The organism is Cupriavidus sp. MP-37 (genome assembly GCF_020618415.1).
Classification (GTDB): Bacteria; Pseudomonadota; Gammaproteobacteria; order Burkholderiales; family Burkholderiaceae; genus Cupriavidus.
In genome coordinates, this window is the sequence record NZ_CP085344.1 from 3,222,770 (window position 1) to 3,240,320 (window position 17,551).

13 protein-coding genes are annotated in these 17,551 nt (G+C 69.3%); 10 read left to right on the forward strand and 3 right to left on the reverse strand.

The features are described 5' to 3' along the window. The first annotated feature begins 2 nt into the window (after positions 1 to 2). Positions 3 to 1,223: a tRNA epoxyqueuosine(34) reductase QueG gene (gene queG, locus LIN44_RS14830; protein ID WP_227312724.1), complete on the forward strand. Its 1,221-nt coding sequence runs from the start codon at positions 3 to 5 to the stop codon at positions 1,221 to 1,223. 12 nt (positions 1,224 to 1,235) lie between these two features. On the opposite strand, the gene LIN44_RS14835 is transcribed toward queG, so the two are convergent. After that, positions 1,236 to 2,129 (reverse strand): AEC family transporter, encoded by an 894-nt coding sequence (locus LIN44_RS14835; protein ID WP_227312725.1) that lies wholly within the window; start codon positions 2,127 to 2,129, stop codon positions 1,236 to 1,238. A 167-nt stretch (positions 2,130 to 2,296) separates the two neighbouring features. On the opposite strand from LIN44_RS14835, the gene LIN44_RS14840 reads away from it, so the two are divergent. From LIN44_RS14840 to plsY, 6 genes are all read left to right on the forward strand, one after another. Next, positions 2,297 to 2,992, forward strand: coding sequence for a chalcone isomerase family protein (locus LIN44_RS14840; RefSeq protein ID WP_227312726.1), 696 nt, complete (start codon positions 2,297 to 2,299; stop codon positions 2,990 to 2,992). A 103-nt stretch (positions 2,993 to 3,095) separates the two neighbouring features. After that, positions 3,096 to 4,064 carry a tripartite tricarboxylate transporter substrate binding protein BugE gene (locus LIN44_RS14845; RefSeq protein ID WP_227312727.1) on the forward strand — a complete coding sequence of 323 codons (969 nt, stop codon included), beginning with the start codon at positions 3,096 to 3,098 and terminating at the stop codon, positions 4,062 to 4,064. A gap of 293 nt (positions 4,065 to 4,357) precedes the next feature. After that, positions 4,358 to 4,837: a methylated-DNA--[protein]-cysteine S-methyltransferase gene (locus LIN44_RS14850; RefSeq protein WP_227312728.1), complete on the forward strand. Its 480-nt coding sequence runs from the start codon at positions 4,358 to 4,360 to the stop codon at positions 4,835 to 4,837. After that, positions 4,834 to 5,772 carry a site-specific tyrosine recombinase XerD gene (gene xerD, locus LIN44_RS14855; protein ID WP_227312729.1) on the forward strand — a complete coding sequence of 313 codons (939 nt, stop codon included), beginning with the start codon at positions 4,834 to 4,836 and terminating at the stop codon, positions 5,770 to 5,772. The genes LIN44_RS14850 and xerD overlap by 4 nt, the downstream gene beginning before the upstream one ends. 23 nt (positions 5,773 to 5,795) lie before the next feature. After that, positions 5,796 to 6,287 (forward strand): aminoacyl-tRNA deacylase, encoded by a 492-nt coding sequence (locus LIN44_RS14860; RefSeq protein WP_227312730.1) that lies wholly within the window; start codon positions 5,796 to 5,798, stop codon positions 6,285 to 6,287. A gap of 112 nt (positions 6,288 to 6,399) precedes the next feature. Further along, a complete protein-coding gene (plsY, locus tag LIN44_RS14865; protein ID WP_227312731.1) occupies positions 6,400 to 7,008 on the forward strand; it encodes a glycerol-3-phosphate 1-O-acyltransferase PlsY in 609 nt (202 codons plus the stop codon). Positions 7,009 to 7,202: 194 nt separating this feature from the next. Here the strand turns inward: plsY and LIN44_RS14870 are convergent, their stop codons facing one another. Both LIN44_RS14870 and LIN44_RS14875 read right to left on the reverse strand, forming a co-directional pair. Beyond that, on the reverse strand, positions 7,203 to 8,474 hold the full coding sequence (locus LIN44_RS14870; protein ID WP_227312732.1) for an ATP-binding protein: 1,272 nt from the start codon (positions 8,472 to 8,474) through the stop codon (positions 7,203 to 7,205). A 52-nt stretch (positions 8,475 to 8,526) separates the two neighbouring features. Further along, positions 8,527 to 9,270, reverse strand: a complete 744-nt coding sequence (locus tag LIN44_RS14875; protein ID WP_227312733.1) for a response regulator — start codon at positions 9,268 to 9,270, stop codon at positions 8,527 to 8,529. 333 nt (positions 9,271 to 9,603) lie between these two features. On the opposite strand from LIN44_RS14875, the gene LIN44_RS14880 reads away from it, so the two are divergent. The 3 genes from LIN44_RS14880 to LIN44_RS14890 are packed head-to-tail and all read left to right on the forward strand — an operon-like array spanning position 9,604 to position 17,543. Further along, entirely contained in the window at positions 9,604 to 11,097 is a 1,494-nt protein-coding gene (locus LIN44_RS14880; RefSeq protein ID WP_227312734.1) for an MdtA/MuxA family multidrug efflux RND transporter periplasmic adaptor subunit, read from the forward strand. 9 nt (positions 11,098 to 11,106) lie between these two features. After that, the gene (locus LIN44_RS14885) at positions 11,107 to 14,229 is read left to right on the forward strand and encodes an MdtB/MuxB family multidrug efflux RND transporter permease subunit (RefSeq protein ID WP_227312735.1); all 3,123 of its coding nucleotides are present in this window, start codon (positions 11,107 to 11,109) and stop codon (positions 14,227 to 14,229) included. Positions 14,230 to 14,231: 2 nt separating this feature from the next. Next, complete coding sequence (locus tag LIN44_RS14890; RefSeq protein ID WP_227312736.1) at positions 14,232 to 17,543, forward strand: efflux RND transporter permease subunit; 3,312 nt, start codon at positions 14,232 to 14,234, stop codon at positions 17,541 to 17,543. The last annotated feature ends 8 nt before the right edge of the window (positions 17,544 to 17,551 follow it).

Consider the following 17,551-nt stretch of genomic DNA (forward strand, 5'->3'; position numbering starts at 1 on the left):
GAATGATCGACCGAGTCGCCCCCGGGCCGGCGGATGCGCCGCCGCCCCCTCCCGTTCCAGACACCACCGGCCACGCGGCCGCGGGCCCCGGGGAGCTTGCGGCGCTGGCCGCGTCGATCCGCGCATGGGGCGCGGCGCTGGGCTTTGCCTCGGTGCGCATCGCCGATGTCGACCTCGCGCACGCCGAGCCGGGACTGATGGCCTGGCTGGCGCAGGGCTACCACGGCGACATGGATTATATGGCCAACCACGGCCTGCGGCGCGCGCGTCCGGCCGAACTGGTGCCCGGCACGGTGCGCGCGATCGTGGCCCGCATGCCATACCTTGCCGCCGCCGGCGCGCACGCGGATGCCGCCGACTGGCGCCGCCACGAGCTGGCGCGGCTGGACGACCCGGCCACCGCGGTGGTGTCGCTGTACGCTCGCGGGCGCGATTATCACAAGGTGCTGCGCAGCCGCTTGCAGCAACTGGCCAGCCGGATCGAGGCCGAGATCGGCAAGTTCGGCTACCGCGTCTTTACCGACTCGGCGCCGGTGATGGAAGTGGCGCTGGCCAGCCAGGGCGGACTGGGCTGGCGCGGCAAGCATACGCTGCTGCTGGACCGCGACGGGGGCTCGATGTTCTTCCTCGGCGAGATCCTGGTCGACATCCCGCTGCCGGCCGACCCGCCCGAATCCGGCCATTGCGGCAGTTGCCACCGCTGCCTGGACATCTGTCCCACGCGCGCGATCGTCGCGCCCTACCGGCTCGATGCGCGCCGCTGCATTTCGTATCTCACCATCGAGCACAAGGGCGCGATCCCGGTGGCGCTGCGCGCGCCGATGGGCAACCGCGTCTACGGCTGCGACGACTGCCAGCTGGCGTGTCCGTGGAACAAGTTCGCGCACGTGGCGACGGTGCCCGATTTCGACGTGCGCAACGGCCTCGACGCGCCCGACATGGTCGCGCTGTTCGAATGGACCGAAGCGGAATTCAACCAGCGCCTCGAAGGCAGCCCGATCCGCCGCATCGGCCACGAGCGCTGGCTGCGCAACCTGGCGGTGGGGCTGGGCAACAGCCTGCGCGCGGCACTGTCGGGCACGAGCGCCGAAGACGCGGCACTGGCCGCGCGCATTCGCGCGGCCTTGCTGGCGCAGCGCGAGACCGCCACGCCGCTGGTGCGCGAGCATATCGACTGGGCCCTGGCGCAGGGCGGCCCGCCGGCGGACCCGGCGCAGGACTAAGCTCGGCGCAGCTCAGCTCACCAGCGCCAGCCACAGCGGCGTGGTGACGATCGCCGCCACCGTCATCAGCGAGATCGTCGCCGCCACCATCGGCCCGTTGCCGCCCATGCGCACGGCCAGGATGTACGCGCTGGAGGCGGTCGGCAGCGAGGCATACAACACCACGATCTGGTACTGCAGCGCCGTCAGCGGCAGGTGCCGGCCCACCAGCCATGCCACGCACGGCATCGCCACCAGCTTGACCCCGGTCCACCACGCCACCGGCCCGGCAGTGCCGGTGGCGCCGCTCATCTGCAGTCCGGCGCCCACCGTCATCAGGCCGAGCGCGGTCGACGCCGAGCCCAGCCGGTTCAGCGTCATGCCCAGCACCTCGGGCGCGTGCAGCCCCATCAGGTTGGTCGCCAGGCCGCCGGCGGTGGCCAGGATCAGCGGATTGCGCGCCAGTTCCTTCCACAGCGCGGCCTGGCCATGGCGGGCCAGCGCCCACACCGCCGCCACGTTGCACAGCGGCACGGTGCAGCCGACGATCACCGCCATCAGCGCCAGCCCCTCTGAGCCGCCCAGCCGCGAGGCCAGCGCCAGCCCGATATAGGAATTGAAGCGGAACGCGGTCTGCAGCCCCGAGGCAAAGCTGACCGCATCCGGGCGCAGCACCCATTTGACCGCGTAGCCGCCGGCCAGGCCGGTGGCCAGCACCAGCAGCGCCAGTCCCAGCATGGCCGAGGTCGAGGAGAAATCGAGCACCGCGGTATTAGTCGACTGCAGCAGCAGCGCCGGGAACAGCACGAAGTAGACCAGCCGCTCCACCCCGCCCCAGAAGGCGCGGTCGAAGGGGGAATAGCGCACCAGCAGCCAGCCGATCAGGATCAGGCTGAAGTCCGGGACCAGCAGGAGGGCGGAAGACATCTGGGGTTGTTGTTGTAATGGTGGTGGCATGGCGCTGCAGCGGCCCTGGCACCCGCGACAGGAAGCGGTAGGAAACGGCGGCGGCGAGAGATAACGGCAACAATGCCGGAATGTGCAGACTAGGGCAGATACGGATAGGTATTTTTCCAGATTTCGGGCAGCATGGCATGCCAAGTTGTACGCCTGCCGCCATGTTGTCCCGCATCCGTTGCGCGCGCCTGCGCGTGGACACCCTCCTCCGCTCCCGCTTCCGCCCTGGCCTTCGGCCGGGACACCGCCTGCGCCTGGCCGTCGTGCTGGCGGCACTCGGCGCCGCTGCGGCGGTGCACGCCGTGCCCGGGCCGGCGCGCGCGGTCGAGATCGAAGGCATGCGTTTCGACGATGCGGCGCGCGTGGGCGGCAAGGAACTGCAGCTCAATGGCGCGGCACTGCGCACCGGCTTCCTGACCAAGGGCTATGTGGCGGCGCTGTACCTGGAGGAAAAGGCCCGCAACGCGGCGGTGGTACTGGGCACGCCGGGCGCCAAGCGGCTACAGTTACGCATCCTGCGCGAGACCGAGCCGCCGGCGGTGGTGCGCGCGATCCGCCAGGGCATGCGCGACAACCATAGCGAGGCGCAGATGCAGGCGCTGGCGGCGCGGCTGGTGCAGTTCGAGCGCACCCTGGGCGAGCTCGGCACCGCGCACAAGGGCGATGTCATCAACCTCGATTTTTCCCCGCAAACGGGGACGGTCATCGCCATCAACGGCACGCCGCGCGGCCGGCCGATCGCCGGCGAAGACTTTTACCAGGCCCTGCTGCGGGTGTTCCTGGGCGAACGCCCGGTCGACGCCAGCGTCAAGCGCGGCCTGCTGGGCGGCTGACCCAGATTACGCTGCCGACGCACCGCCCGACCTGTGGCACTGCGACGGTTTTTTTGCTTCCGGGCGGCACCCTGCCCGGATTTCTGACGGGAGACATGATCTCATGCACGCTGGCAAACTCGCACTGACCCTGGCCCTGGCGGCCGCCGCCACCGCGGCGCAAGCCCAGAGCTACCCCACCAAGCCGATTCGCCTGATCATTCCGTTCGCACCCGGCGGCACCACCGACATCGTCGGCCGTGGCGCGGCGGACCAGATGAGCCGCATCCTGGGCCAGCCGGTGGTGGTGGAAAACCGCGCCGGCGGGGGCGGTTCGATCGGCGCCGACGCCATCGCCAAGGCCGCCCCGGACGGCTACACCATCGGCATCTCGACGGTCTCGACCATGGCCGTGAACCCGGCCTGCAACCCCAAGCTGTCGTACGACCCGATCAAGGACTTCAAGCCCATCACCAACCTGGCCAACGTGGCCAACGTGATCGCGGTGAACCCGAGCTTCCCGGCCAAGGACTACAAGGAGTTCCTGGCCGTGCTGAAGGCCAACCCGGGCAAGTATTCGTACGCGTCGTCGGGCACCTGCGGCTTCGGCCACATGCTGGGCGAGCAGTTCAAGGTCTCGACCAAGACCTTCATGGTCCATATCCCGTACCGCGGCGCGGGCCCGGCACTGAACGACGTGCTGGCCGGCCAGGTGCCGATCATGGTCGACAACCTGCCGTCGTCGATGCCCTACATCAAGGCCAACAAGCTGCGTCCGATCGTGGTGGCGTGGAACAAGCGCCTGGAGTCGCTGCCCAATGTGCCGACCTTCGGCGAAATGGGCCTGAAGGAGCCGAACGATCCGGCCTGGTACGGCCTGGTGGCGCCGGCCGGCACGCCTGACGAGGTCATCAAGAAGCTCAACGAAGCCGCGGTCAAGGCCCTGCAGGACAAGGACTTCCAGCAGCGCCTGCGCACCGCCGGCGCCGAGCCGTCGGGCAACACGCCGGCGCAGCACGCGGCCGAGATCAAGAAGGAATTCGACAAGATGAAGAACCTGGTCAAGGTGCAGAACATCAAGCTGGAGCAGTAAAAGCCCTGAGCAGAAAGGGCGGTTTTGGGTGCTCCCAAGCCGCCCGAGCTCGCCAAAGCAAGGTGTTCTCCCTCTCCCCTCACGGGGAGAGGGATGGGGTGAGGGGTGGTCTAGCTGGGAGCCACCTCAAGCGAAGCCCACGGTTTTGTCCAGCACGGCGGCTCCGGCCAGCGCCCGCCCTCACCCCCGCCCCTCTCCCGCAGGCGGGAGAGGGGAGCCTGCTGCAAGCTTCTGGACGACAGCATCGCGTCCAAAAAGCACTAAAATCCAGCATTCGCCCCAGCCTGACCGCCATGCCCGCCACCTACGACGCCATCCTTCCCGCCCCGTTCGGCAAGATCGGCGTGCGCACGGACGGCGCGCGCATCCGGGCCATCGTGTACCTCCCCGGCCACGTCGAAGGGCTTGCGCCGGCCGATGCCCTGACGCAGCGGCTCGCGGCGCAGCTGGCGGCCTATTACGACGACCCCGACACCGCCTTCGACGTGCCGCTGGCCCCGGCCGGCAGCGATTTCCAGCAGCACGTGTGGCACGCCATCTGCGCCGTGCCGCGCGGCGCCACCACCACCTACGGCACCATCGCCGCAGCCATCGGCGCGATGCCGCGCGCGGTCGGCCAGGCCTGCGGGCAGAACCCGTTCCCGATCCTGGTGCCGTGCCATCGCGTGGTTTCGGCGCGCGGCATCGGCGGGTTCTCGCACCATGCCGAAGACGGCTTCTACCTCGACGTCAAACGCTGGCTGCTGCGCCATGAGGGCGCCATGCTGATATGAGCGGCGCTTCGGCGGCAGCCGAGCTTACCGCCGTCGCCAGCGCTGCCGATCTGGCCCTGGTCAGCCGCTTCTGCGATGCGCTGTGGCTCGAAGACGGGCTCTCGCGCAACACCATCGACGCCTACCGGCGCGACCTGACGCTGCTGGCGCGCTGGCTGCAGCAGGAGCAGCGCGGCGAGCTGCTCGGCGCCGACGACGGCACGCTGTCGGCCTACTTCAGCGCGCGCCATACGCAGACCCGCGCGTCGTCGGCGAACCGGCGCCTGGCGGTGTTCCGCCGCTTCTACCAGTGGGCGCTGCGCGAGCACCTGGTGCAGACCGACCCGTGCCTGCTGCTGCGCCCCGCCAAGCAGCCGCCGCGCTACCCCAAGACCCTGACCGAGGCCCAGGTCGACGCGCTGCTCGAGGCGCCCGACACCGAGACCCCGCTGGGCCTGCGCGACCGCACCATGCTCGAGCTGATGTACGCCAGCGGGCTGCGCGTGTCGGAGCTGACCCAGATGAAGACCGTCGAGATCGGCCTGAACGAGGGCGTCGCGCGCGTGGTCGGCGGCAAGGGCGACAAGGAGCGGCTGGTGCCGTTCGGCCAGCAGGCGGGCGACTGGCTGCGGCGCTACCTGGCCAGCGCGCGCCCGCTGCTGCTGGCCGGGCGCGCCTGCGACGCGCTCTTCGTCACGCAGCGCGGCGAGGGCATGACGCGGCAGGCGTTCTGGCACCTGATCAAGCGCCATGCGCGCGACGCCGGCGTGCATGCCCCGCTGTCGCCGCACACGCTGCGGCATGCCTTCGCCACGCACCTGCTCAACCACGGCGCCGACCTGCGCGTGGTGCAGCTGCTGCTGGGGCACGCCGACATCTCCACCACCCAGATCTATACCCATGTCGCGCGCGAACGCCTGCGCGAGCTGCACCAGCAGCACCATCCGCGCGGCTGAGCGGCACTGAGCGACCCATCGCCATGAGCAAGAACAAGCACGTGTCCGAAACCCCTGCCACCCAGTTCCTGCGCAAGCAAGGCGTGGCCTTCGGCGAGCATCCCTATGACTACGTCGAGCACGGCGGCACCGGCGAGTCGGCGCGCCAGCTGGGCGTGCCCGAGCATGACGTGATCAAGACCCTGATCATGGAGGACGAGCGCGCGCAGCCGCTGGTGGTGCTGATGCACGGCGACTGCTCGGTCTCGACCAAGAACCTGGCGCGCCAGACCGGGCGCAAGAGCGTGCAGCCGTGCAAGCCCGAGGTGGCGCAGCGGCACAGCGGCTACCTGGTGGGCGGCACCTCGCCGTTCGGCACGAAGAAGCGCATGCCGGTGTATGTCGAAGCGACCGTGCTCGAGCTGGCGCGCATCTATATCAACGGCGGGCGCCGCGGCTACCTGGTCAGCCTGGACCCGAAGCTGCTGCCGGCGCTGCTCGACGCCAGGCCGGTGCAGTGCGCGCTGCCGGATTGAGCCTGCCCGGCGGCAGAGCGAGGGCAGCCTCCACGCCAATCCGGGAAGTCACGGTCGTGGCCAGGCCCCTGCCGCGCTACAATCGCGCCAGCCTGAAAACATCCCACTCCACATGGCCAATCTGCTTTTTGCCCTTGCCGCCTACCTGATCGGCTCCGTTTCCTTCGCTGTGGTCGTCAGCAAGCTGATGGGGCTGCCGGATCCGCACTCCTACGGCTCGGGCAATCCCGGCGCCACCAACGTGCTGCGCACCGGCAACAAGAAGGCCGCGATCCTGACGCTGATCGGCGATGCCCTGAAGGGCTGGCTGGCGGTGTGGCTGGCGGCGCGCTTCGGCCCGGCGCACGGCCTGAACGACACCGGCCTGGCCATGGTGGCGCTGGCGGTGTTCCTCGGCCACCTGTTCCCCGTCTTCCACCGCTTCGCCGGCGGCAAGGGCGTGGCCACCGCGGCCGGCATCCTGCTGGCGATCGACCCGATCCTGGGCCTGGGCACGCTCGCAACCTGGCTGATCATCGCCTTCTTCTTCCGCTATTCGTCGCTGGCGGCACTGGTGGCGGCGATCTTCGCGCCGTTCTTCCATGTGCTGATGAACGGCGTCGATGTGATGGCCGGCGCCATCTTCCTGATCAGCGTGCTGCTGATCGCGCGGCACCGGCAGAACATCGCCAAGCTGCTGGCGGGGCAGGAAAGCCGGATCGGGGAGAAGAAGAAGGTTTGAAGGATGCAGGCCGCTGGCAGACGCAACCGCTGACCACATCAGCACGCCGGCGGCGTACTCCCTCTCCCGCTTGCGGGAGAGGGTTGGGGTGAGGGCCAGCGCCACCACGAAGTGCGGGCCAGTGGTATGCCACCGCCCGCCCTCACCCCCGGCCCCTCTCCCGCAAGCGGGAGAGGGGAGCAAACCAGCGGTCATCAAGCCGTAGCCGCCCCAAACAGCATCTCCACCCTCAGCCCGCCCCCCTCGGCATTCACCAGGTTCAGCTTCCCTCCCGCCTGCCGCACCAGCCGGTCCACGATCGCCAGTCCCAGCCCGGAGTGCGCATTGCCGCCGCGCGCCGGGTCCAGCCGCACGAACGGCAGCGTGGCGCGTTCCTTGTCGTCGTCGGGAATGCCGTCGCCCTGGTCTTCCACCACCAGCATGTAGCCGTCGGGCGTGCGCGCGGTCGCGATGCAGACCGGCGGCTTGCCATAGGCGTAGGCGTTGTCGACCAGGTTGCCGACGATGCGGTCGAGCTGCGTCGCGATCATGCGGAAGCCCTCGCCCGCGCCCAGCGACAGCACCACCTGGCGTTCCTGCTCGGCCAGCGATGCCGCCAGCTCGTTGACGCGCCGGTCCACCGGCACCGGCCGCGCGGTCGACTCGCTGGTCTGCGCGAAGCTCAGGAACTGCTCGACGATGGCCGCCATCGAATCGACATCGCGCGTCACCCCCGCGGCGGCCTTGGGGTCGGCCAGCATCTCGGCGCGCAGGCGCAGGCGCGCCAGCGGCGTCTTCAGGTCATGCGCGATGCCGGCCAGCATGGTGTTGCGCTCCTGGTCGATGCGCGCTAGGTCGGCCACCATGCGGTTGAAGCGCTCGATCAGCTGGCGCAGCTCGTGCGGGCCGCGCTCGCGCAGCGGCGGCACGGCGTGCTGGCGCGACAGCAGCGCGGCGGCGTTGGCCATGTCGCGCACCGGCCGCTGGATCTGCCACGCGATCAGCACCGCGAACACGATCGCCACCCCCACCACCAGCATCACCCCCGGCACCAGCCGGTTGTCCGGCGGCGGGTTGTGGACCCACAGGATCGGCATCGCGATCCAGTCGGCGCGGTCCGGCAGCTTGATCCAGATGCGCGGCGTGGTCTCGTCCTCCAGCCGGATCTCGGTGCCTTGCGGCAGCCGGCTGATGAACTGCTCGACCAGCCGGCGCGAGCGGCCGCCCTTGGGCGCGGTGGCGTGCTCGTCGGCATCGGCGGTGTTGGCGGTTTCCACCAGGCTGGGCAGCTTCGCCGGCGGGCGCGCATCGAGCGCGCGCTCGATGCTGTCGAGCTGGAACAGCATCTGCTCCACCGAATAGTCGACCTGCTGCTGGCGGCGGTCCATGCGCAGGATGGCGAGCCAGGAGAAATGGCTGATCACCAGCACGGCGGCGATCAGCAGCGCAATGCGGCCGAACAGGGTGTCGATGCGTCGCAACTTCATGGGAAAGCAATATCTGGTGGCAAGCGGCGCCGGCTAGTGGCCGCCGCTGCCATTATTCGGTGAGCCCCGCGGAAATCTCTTCCGCTTCATCGGGAACGAAGGTGTAGCCGCGCCCGCGCACGGTCTGGATATAGCGCGGGCGCTGCGCGTCCTCGTCCAGCAGCCGGCGCAGGCGCCAGATCTGCACGTCGATGCCGCGGTCGCTGATGCCGCTGGCGCTGCCGTACATCAGCTCGACGATGCGCTCGCGCGACAGCACTTCCAGCGGATGCATCAGCAGCAGCTTGAGCAACGCGAACTCGGTATCGCTGATCGACAGCGCCTGGCCGGCCCGCAGCAGCGTGCGCTGGCGGAAGTTGACGCGGAACGGGCCGAAGGCGACCGCTTCGCGGTCTTCCGGCGCCGCCGCCGGGCGCGCCAGCTTGCGGCGCAGCACGGCGTTGATGCGCGCCAGCAGCTCGCGCGGCGAGAACGGCTTGCCGAGATAGTCGTCGGCACCGATCTCGAGACCGACGATGCGGTCGATCTCGTCGCTGCGGGCGGTGAGCAGGATCACCGGGATATCGTCGTTCCTGGCGCGCAGGTTGCGCAGCGCGGTCAGGCCGTCGACCTTGGGCATCATCAGGTCCAGCACGATCAGCGCCGGACGTTCGCGCTCCAGGCGCGCCTGCAGGCCGTCGCCGTCATGCATCACCGAGACGGCGAAGCCCTGCTGGGTCAGGTACTCGCGCAGCAGGTCGCGCAGTTCGGGGTCGTCGTCGACGACGAGGATCTGGGTAGGCTGGTTCGTTCGCATAGGCACATGATAGTCAGCCCCGGCGCCACATACGCCGGCGCGGCCGGACGGTTTTGTTTCCGCAGGTTACACCCGGGGTCCTGGTAATCCTCTGTAATAAATCGGCCGGACGCCGAAATACGGGCGTCCGCGCCCGCACATTATCCTTGCCGCATGACTTGCCGCCGGCGCCGCCCCATGCGCGCCGCACGGCACTCGCCGGCACGCTGGCGCCCTTGCATGCGCTACCTCGCAAGGCGGCCGGCGTCCATGGCGATGCGGCATACTGCGGCATCGTCACTTGCCAGCAGAACATGACGGTGCGCCGCGCGCGCCGTTCCCAGGATTGCGGACATGTCCAACCCCGAACCAGGCCAGCCTAACCCCTCCCCGTCCCCGTCTTCCCGCCCGCCCGGCCCGTCCCTGCCGCCCCTGCCGCCTGACCGCCCGCCGCGCCGGAACCGGCGCCGGCTCTATGCCGGGCTGCTGGTGCTGTTGCTGGCCGGGGGCGGCTGGTACTGGTACGCGCACCGCGGCGACGCCCCCAAGGGCAGCGCGGCAGGGCCCGGCGCTGCCAGCGGGCCCGCTGCGGGTGGCCCGGGCGGCCCCGGCGGCCCCGGCGGTCGTGCCGGCATGCCGCGCTCGCCGGTGGTGGTCGCCACCGTGGTCCAGCGCGACATGGACGTGGTGCTGAACGGGCTCGGCAACGTGACCCCGGTCTCGAACGTGACCGTGCGCGCGCAGGTGTCCGGGCCGCTGCTCAAGGTCCTGTTCAGGGAGGGCCAGATGGTCAAGGCCGGCGACGTGCTGGCCGAGATCGACCCGCGCCCGTTCCAGGCCGCGCTCGACCAGGCCGTGGGCCAGCTGGCGCGCGACCAGGCGCTGCTGCAGAACGCACGGCTGGACCAGCAGCGCTACCGCACGCTGCTGGGCCAGGACTCGATCTCCAAGCAGCAGGTCGATACCCAGGACGCCCTGGTGCGCCAGTACGAGGGCGTGGTCAAGACCGACCAGGGCAATGTCGCCAACGCGCGCCTGCAGCTCGGCTATACCAGGATCGTGGCGCCGGTGTCGGGCCGCATCGGCCTGCGCCAGGTCGATCCCGGCAATATCGTCAATACCAGCGACACCAACGGCATTGCGCTGATCACGCAGATCCAGCCGATCGCGGTGATGTACACCATCCCCGAGGACAGCCTGCCGTCGGTGCTGAAGAAGCTCAATGCCGGCGAAAAGCTGCCGGTGCAGGCCTGGGACCGCCAGGTGCGCAACCAGCTCGGCGAAGGCACGCTGCTGACCACCGACAACCAGATCGACACCACCACCGGCACGGTCAAGCTCAAGGCGGTCTTTCCCAACGCCGACGGCATGCTGTTCCCCAACCAGTTCGTCAACGTGCGCACGCGCGTCGATACGCTCAAGGACGCCACCGTGATCCCGGTGGCGGCGATCCAGCGCGGCCAGCAGGGCACCTTCGTCTATACCGTCGACGACGCCAGCAAGGTTAAGGTGCAGGTGGTCGAGCTGGGGCCCGGCGACGGCACCCGTACCGCGGTGCTCAAGGGGCTCGAACCGGGCCAGCGCGTGGTGGTCGACGGCGCCGACCGGCTCAAGGAAGGGATGACGGTCGAAACCGTCGACCCGGCGGCGCGCGCCGCCGCGGTGGTGCCCGCGAGCCAGCCGCGCGCGCGTGGGCGGCGCCATCGTGATGGTGCTGGCGGTGCCAGCGGCGCCAGCGCTGTGCACGCCGATGCCGGCGCGGCGGGCGCTTCGGCACCGCAAGGCGAACGCCGCCGCCAACGCGAAGCCGGTGCCAGCGCCCCGGCCGCGCGCGCGCCGCAGCCGTAAGGACGCCGCATGAACCCGTCCCGCCTCTTCATCGAGCGCCCGGTCGCGACGGCGCTGCTGATGCTGGCCATCCTGCTGTCCGGGCTGGTGGCGTACCGGCTGCTGCCGCTGTCGGCGCTGCCCGAGGTCGACTACCCGACCATCCAGGTCACCACGCTCTACCCCGGCGCCAGCCCGGACGTGATGACCTCGTCGGTGACCGCGCCGCTGGAGCGCCAGTTCGGCCAGATGCCGGGCCTGAAGCAGATGTCGTCGTCCTCGTCGGGCGGCGCCTCGGTGATCACGCTGCAGTTCGAACTGACGCTGCCGCTGGACGTGGCCGAGCAGGAAGTGCAGGCCGCCATCAACGCCGGCAGCAACCTGCTGCCGTCCGACCTGCCGATGCCGCCGGTCTACAGCAAGGTCAACCCGGCCGACGCGCCGATCATGACCATCGCCATGACCTCGGACACCATGCCGCTGCCCAAGCTGCAGGACATGGTCGACACCCGCGTGGCGCAGAAGATCTCGCAGATCCAGGGCGTGGGCCTGGTCACGATCAGCGGCGGGCAGCGCCCGGCGGTGCGGATCCAGGCCAACCCGGCCGCGCTGGCGTCGCTGGGCATGTCGATCGACGACCTGCGCACCGCCATCGGCGCGTCCAACGTCAACGGCGCCAAGGGCAGCTTCGACGGCCCGCAGCGCGCCTCGACCATCGACGCCAACGACCAGCTGCGCTCGGCCGACGAATACCGCCAGATCATCCTGGGCTACAAGAACGGCGCGCCGATCCGCATCACCGACGTCGCCGAGATCGTCGACGGCCCCGAGAACAGCCGGCTGGCCGCGTGGGCCAACGACAAGCCCGCGATCGTGCTGAACATCCAGCGCCAGCCCGGCGCCAACGTGATCGAGGTGGTCGACCGCATCAAGGCGCTGCTGCCGCAGCTGCAGAACGCGCTGCCTGCATCGGTCCACGTGCAGCTGCTGACCGACCGCACCACCACCATCCGCGCCTCGGTCGAGGACGTGCAGTTCGAGCTGCTGCTGGCGATCGCGCTGGTGGTGCTGGTGATCTTCCTGTTCCTGCGCAATATCCCCGCCACCGTCATCCCGGGCGTGGCGGTGCCGCTGTCGCTGGTCGGCACCTTCGGCGTGATGTACCTGGCCGGCTTCTCGATCAACAACCTGACGCTGATGGCGCTGACCATCGCCACCGGCTTCGTCGTCGACGATGCGATCGTGATGATCGAGAACATCATGCGCTACATCGAGAAGGGCGACTCGCCGATGCAGGCGGCGCTGAAGGGTTCCAGGCAGATCGGCTTCACCATCATCTCGCTGACCTTCTCGCTGGTGGCGGTGCTGATCCCGCTGCTGTTCATGGGCGACGTGGTCGGCCGGCTGTTCCGCGAGTTCGCGATCACGCTGGCGGTGTCGATCCTGATCTCGGCGGTGGTGTCGCTGACGCTCACGCCGATGATGTGCGCGCGCCTGCTGCACCATGTGCCGGAAGAAAGGCTGTCGCGCTTCCACCGCGCCACCGGCCGCTTCTTCGACAACGTGATCGCGCGCTACGGCCGCGGCCTGGAGTGGGTGCTCGACCGCCAGAAGGCCACGCTGGTGGTGGCGCTGGCCACGCTGGCGCTGACCGTGCTGCTGTACCTGCTGGTGCCCAAGGGCTTCTTCCCGGTGCAGGACACCGGCGTGATCCAGGGCATCACCGAGGCCGCGCAGACCACCTCGTTCAGCGCCATGGCGCGCAAGCAGGAAGCGGTGGCCAAGGTGGTGATGCAGGATCCGGCGGTGGCCAGCCTGTCGTCGTTTATCGGCGTGGACGGCACCAACGCCACGCTCAATGCCGGGCGCATGCTGATCAACCTCAAGCCCAAGGGCGAGCGCGACCCGATCGACGTGGTCACGCAGCGCCTGCAGCAGTCGGTGCAGAACCTCGGCGGCGTGTCGCTGTTCACGCAGCCGGTGCAGGACCTGACCATCGAGGACAAGGTCTCGCGCACGCAGTACCAGTTCACGGTGGAGGACCCCGATCCCGCGACGCTGGCGACGTGGGTGCCGAAGCTGGTCGAGCGCCTGCGCCAGGAGCCGGAGCTGCGCGATGTCACCAGCGACCAGCAGAACAACGGCCTGCGCGCCTACGTCGATATCGACCGCGACGCCGCGGCGCGCTTCGGCATCACCACCGCGGTGATCGACAGCGCGCTGTACAGCGCTTTCGGCCAGCGGCTGGTGTCGACCATCTTCACGCAGTCGAGCCAGTACCGCGTGGTGCTCGAGACCATGCCGGAATTCCGCACCAGCCCGCAATCGCTGGCCGAGCTGCGCCTGCCCTCCTCGTCCGGCGGGCAGGTGCCGCTGGGCGCGTTCGCGCGCATCACCGAGCGCACCGGGCCGCTGGTGATCAACCACCAGGGACAGTTCCCGGCGGCGACGATCTCGTTCAACCTGGCACCCGGCGAATCGCTGGGCGCGGCGGTCGACAAGATCACCAAGGTGGAACAGGAACTGGGCCTGCCGATCTCGATGCAGACCAGCTTCCAGGGCGCGGCGCTGGCGTTCCGCGCGTCGCTGTCGAACACGCTGTGGCTGATCCTGGCCGCGGTGGTGACCATGTATATCGTGCTGGGCGTGCTGTATGAAAGCACCATCCACCCGGTCACGATCCTGTCGACGCTGCCGTCGGCCGGCGTCGGCGCGCTGCTGGCGCTGCTGGTGGCGGGGCAGGACCTGGGCATCATCGCCATCATCGGCATCATCCTGCTGATCGGCATCGTCAAGAAGAACGCCATTATGATGATCGACTTCGCGCTCGAGGCCGAGCGCGAGCAAGGCATGTCGCCGCGCGATGCGATCTTCCAGGCCTGCCTGCTGCGCTTCCGCCCGATCCTGATGACCACCATGGCGGCGTTGCTGGCGGCACTGCCGCTGATGCTGGGCTCGGGCATCGGCAGCGAACTGCGCCGGCCGCTGGGCGTGACCATGGTCGGCGGCCTGCTGGTCAGCCAGGTGCTGACGCTGTTCACCACGCCGGTGATCTACCTCGCCTTCGACCGCGTGGCGACGCGCGTGAAGGGCTGGCGCAAGCGCCGCTTCGGTGATCCGGAGGAAGGCGGCACGGGCGAGGAGCCGGTCTGAGCATGAACCTCTCGGCTGCCTTTATCCACCGCCCGGTCGCGACCGCGCTGCTGACGCTCGGCATTTTGCTGGCGGGGCTGGCCGCGCTGCGGCTGCTGCCGGTGTCGCCGCTGCCGCAGGTGGACTTCCCCACCATCTCGGTGTCGGCCTCGCTGCCTGGCGCCAGCCCGGAAACCATGGCCGCGACCGTGGCCACGCCGCTGGAGCGCGCGCTCGGCACCATCGCCGGCGTGACCGAGATCACCTCGAGCAGCTCGCTGGGCTCGACCCGCGTCACGCTGCAGTTCGACCTGTCGCGCAATATCGACGGCGCCGCGCGCGACGTGCAGGCGGCCATCAACGCCTCGCGCGCGACGCTGCCGACCAGCTTGCCCAACAACCCGACCTACCGCAAGGTCAACCCGGCCGACGCGCCGATCATGATCATCGCGCTGACCTCGCCGACGATGACGCGCGGGCAGCTGTACGACGCGGCCTCGACTATCCTGGCGCAGAAGCTGTCGCAGGTCGAGGGCGTTGGGCAGGTCACCATCGGCGGGGCCTCGCTGCCGGCGGTGCGGGTCGAGCTGAACCCGACCGCGCTGAACAACTACGGCATCTCGCTCGAGGACGTGCGCAACACCATCAGCGCGACCAACGCCAACCGGCCGCTGGGCACGCTGGAGAATGCCCGCAACAACTGGCAGGTCTACGCCAACGACCAGGCCATGAAGGCGGAAGACTACATGCCGCTGATCATCCGCTACGCCACGCCGGGCACGTACTCGTCGGCGTCGGCGGGCGCGCTGATCGCCAGCACCGCCAACGCCACCGCCAGCGGCGGCGTCAGCACGAAGGTGGTCAACGGCGTCACCGTGACCACGCTGACCACCAGCAGCGGCACCACCACCATCACCAGCGGCGCCACCGGCGGCACCAGCGCCACCAGCGGGCCCAACTCGTTCGCGGTGCCGGTGCGGCTGCGCGACGTCGCCAACGTGGTCGATTCGGTGCAGGACATCCGCAACGCCGGCTCGGCCAACGGCAAGCCGTCGGTGCTGCTGGTGCTGAACCGCTCGCCCGGCGCCAACATCATCGAGACCGTCGACCGCGTCAACGAGATGCTGCCGCAGCTGCAGAAGATGATCCCGGCGGCGATCTCGATGGACGTGATGATGGACCGCACGCCCACCATCCGCGCCTCGCTGCGCGAGGTCGAGCACACGCTGATGATCTCGGTGGCGCTGGTAATCATGGTGGTGTTCGTGTTCCTGCGCAATGTGCGCGCCACCCTGATTCCCAGCGTGGCGGTGCCGGTCTCGCTGATCGGCACGTTCTCGGTGATGTACCTGGCCGGGTTCTCGCTCAACAACCTGTCGCTGATGGCGCTGACCATCGCCACCGGCTTCGTCGTCGACGATGCCATCGTGGTGCTGGAGAACATCTCGCGCCATATCGAGGCAGGCATGAAGCCGCTGGCGGCGGCGCTGCGCGGCGCGCGCGAGGTCGGCTTCACGGTGCTGTCGATGAGCCTGTCGCTGATCGCGGTGTTTATCCCGCTGCTGATGATGGGCGGCATCGTCGGCCGGCTGTTCCAGGAATTCGCGATCACGCTGTCGGTGGCGATCCTGGTGTCGCTGGTGGTCTCGCTGACCACCACGCCGATGATGTGCGCGCGCATGCTGCGGCCGGTGGAACCGGAACGGCAGGGACGCTTCTTCCGCGCCACCGAGCGCATGTTCCAGTGGCTGCATGACGGCTATGCGCGTTCGCTGGCGACCGCGCTGCGGCTGAGCCCGCTGGTATGGCTGGTACTGCTCGCCACCATCGCGCTCAACGTCTACCTGTATGTAATCGTGCCCAAGGGCTTTTTCCCGCAGCAGGACACCGGGCGGCTGATCGGCTTTATCCGCGCCGACCAGGCCACCTCGTTCCAGGCCATGCGCGGCAAGCTCGACAACTTCATCAAGATCGTCCAGTCCGACCCGGCGGTGGTCAACGTGACCGGCTTTACCGGCGGCTCGCAGCGCAATACCGGGCAGATGTTCGTCACGCTCAAGCCGCTCTCGGAGCGCAAGGAATCGGCCGACGCCATCATCGCGCGGCTGCGCGGCAAGCTGGCCAAGGAGCCCGGCGCCAGCCTGTTCCTGCAGTCGGTGCAGGACATCCGCGTGGGCGGGCGCCAGAGCAGCTCGCAGTACCAGTTCACGCTGCAGTCCGACGACCTCGAGGTGCTGCGCGCGTGGGAGCCCAAGGTGCGCGCGGCGCTGTCCAACCTGAAGGGGCTGGAGGACATCGACACCGACACCAACGACAAGGGCCTGCAGACCTCGGTGATCATCGACCGCGACGCGGCCTCGCGCCTGGGCGTGACCGCGCAGCAGGTCGATGCGGTGCTGAACGATGCCTTCGGCCAGCGGCTGGTGTCGACCATCTACCATCCGCTGAACCAGTACCGCGTGGTGATGGAGCTGAGCCAGGAATATTTGCAGGGGCCCGAGGCGCTCAAGGACATCTATGTGGTCACCGGCAACGGCAACCGCGTGCCGCTGGCCGCGTTCGCGCGCGTGACGCCGAGCAGCACGCCGCTGGGCGTGAACCACCAGGGCCAGTTCGCGGCCTCGACGATCTCGTTCAACCTGGCGGAAGGGACTTCGCTGTCGCAGGCGACCGACGCCATCAACCGGGAGATGGCGCGCATCGGCGCGCCTGAAACCCTGCGCGCCAACTTCCAGGGCGGCGCCAAGGCGTTCCAGGACTCGCTCAAGAGCCAGCCGATCCTGATCCTGGCGGCGCTGATCACGATCTATATCGTGCTGGGCGTGCTGTACGAGAGCTACGTGCACCCGCTGACGATCCTGTCGACGCTGCCATCGGCCGGCGTGGGCGCGCTGCTGGCGCTGCTGGCGTCGAAGACCGACTTCAGCATCATCGCGCTGATCGGCGTGATCCTGCTGATCGGCATCGTCAAGAAGAACGCGATCATGATGATCGACTTCGCCATCGACGCCGAGCGGCGCGAGGGGCTGTCGCCGCGCGACGCCATCTACCGCGCCTGCCTGCTGCGCTTCCGCCCGATCCTGATGACCACCATGGCCGCGCTGCTGGGCGCGGTGCCGCTGGCGCTGGGCCGCGGCGACGGCGCCGAGCTGCGCGCGCCGCTGGGCATTTCCATTGTCGGCGGGCTGGTGGTGAGCCAGCTGCTGACGCTGTACACCACGCCGGTGGTGTACCTGACGCTGGACCGCTGGCGCCTGAAGGTGAAGGCCTGGCGCGAGCGCAGGCGTGGCACCGGCGGCGGCGCCGGCACGCCCGACCAGCCGGCCGCCGTTTAGTAATGCAG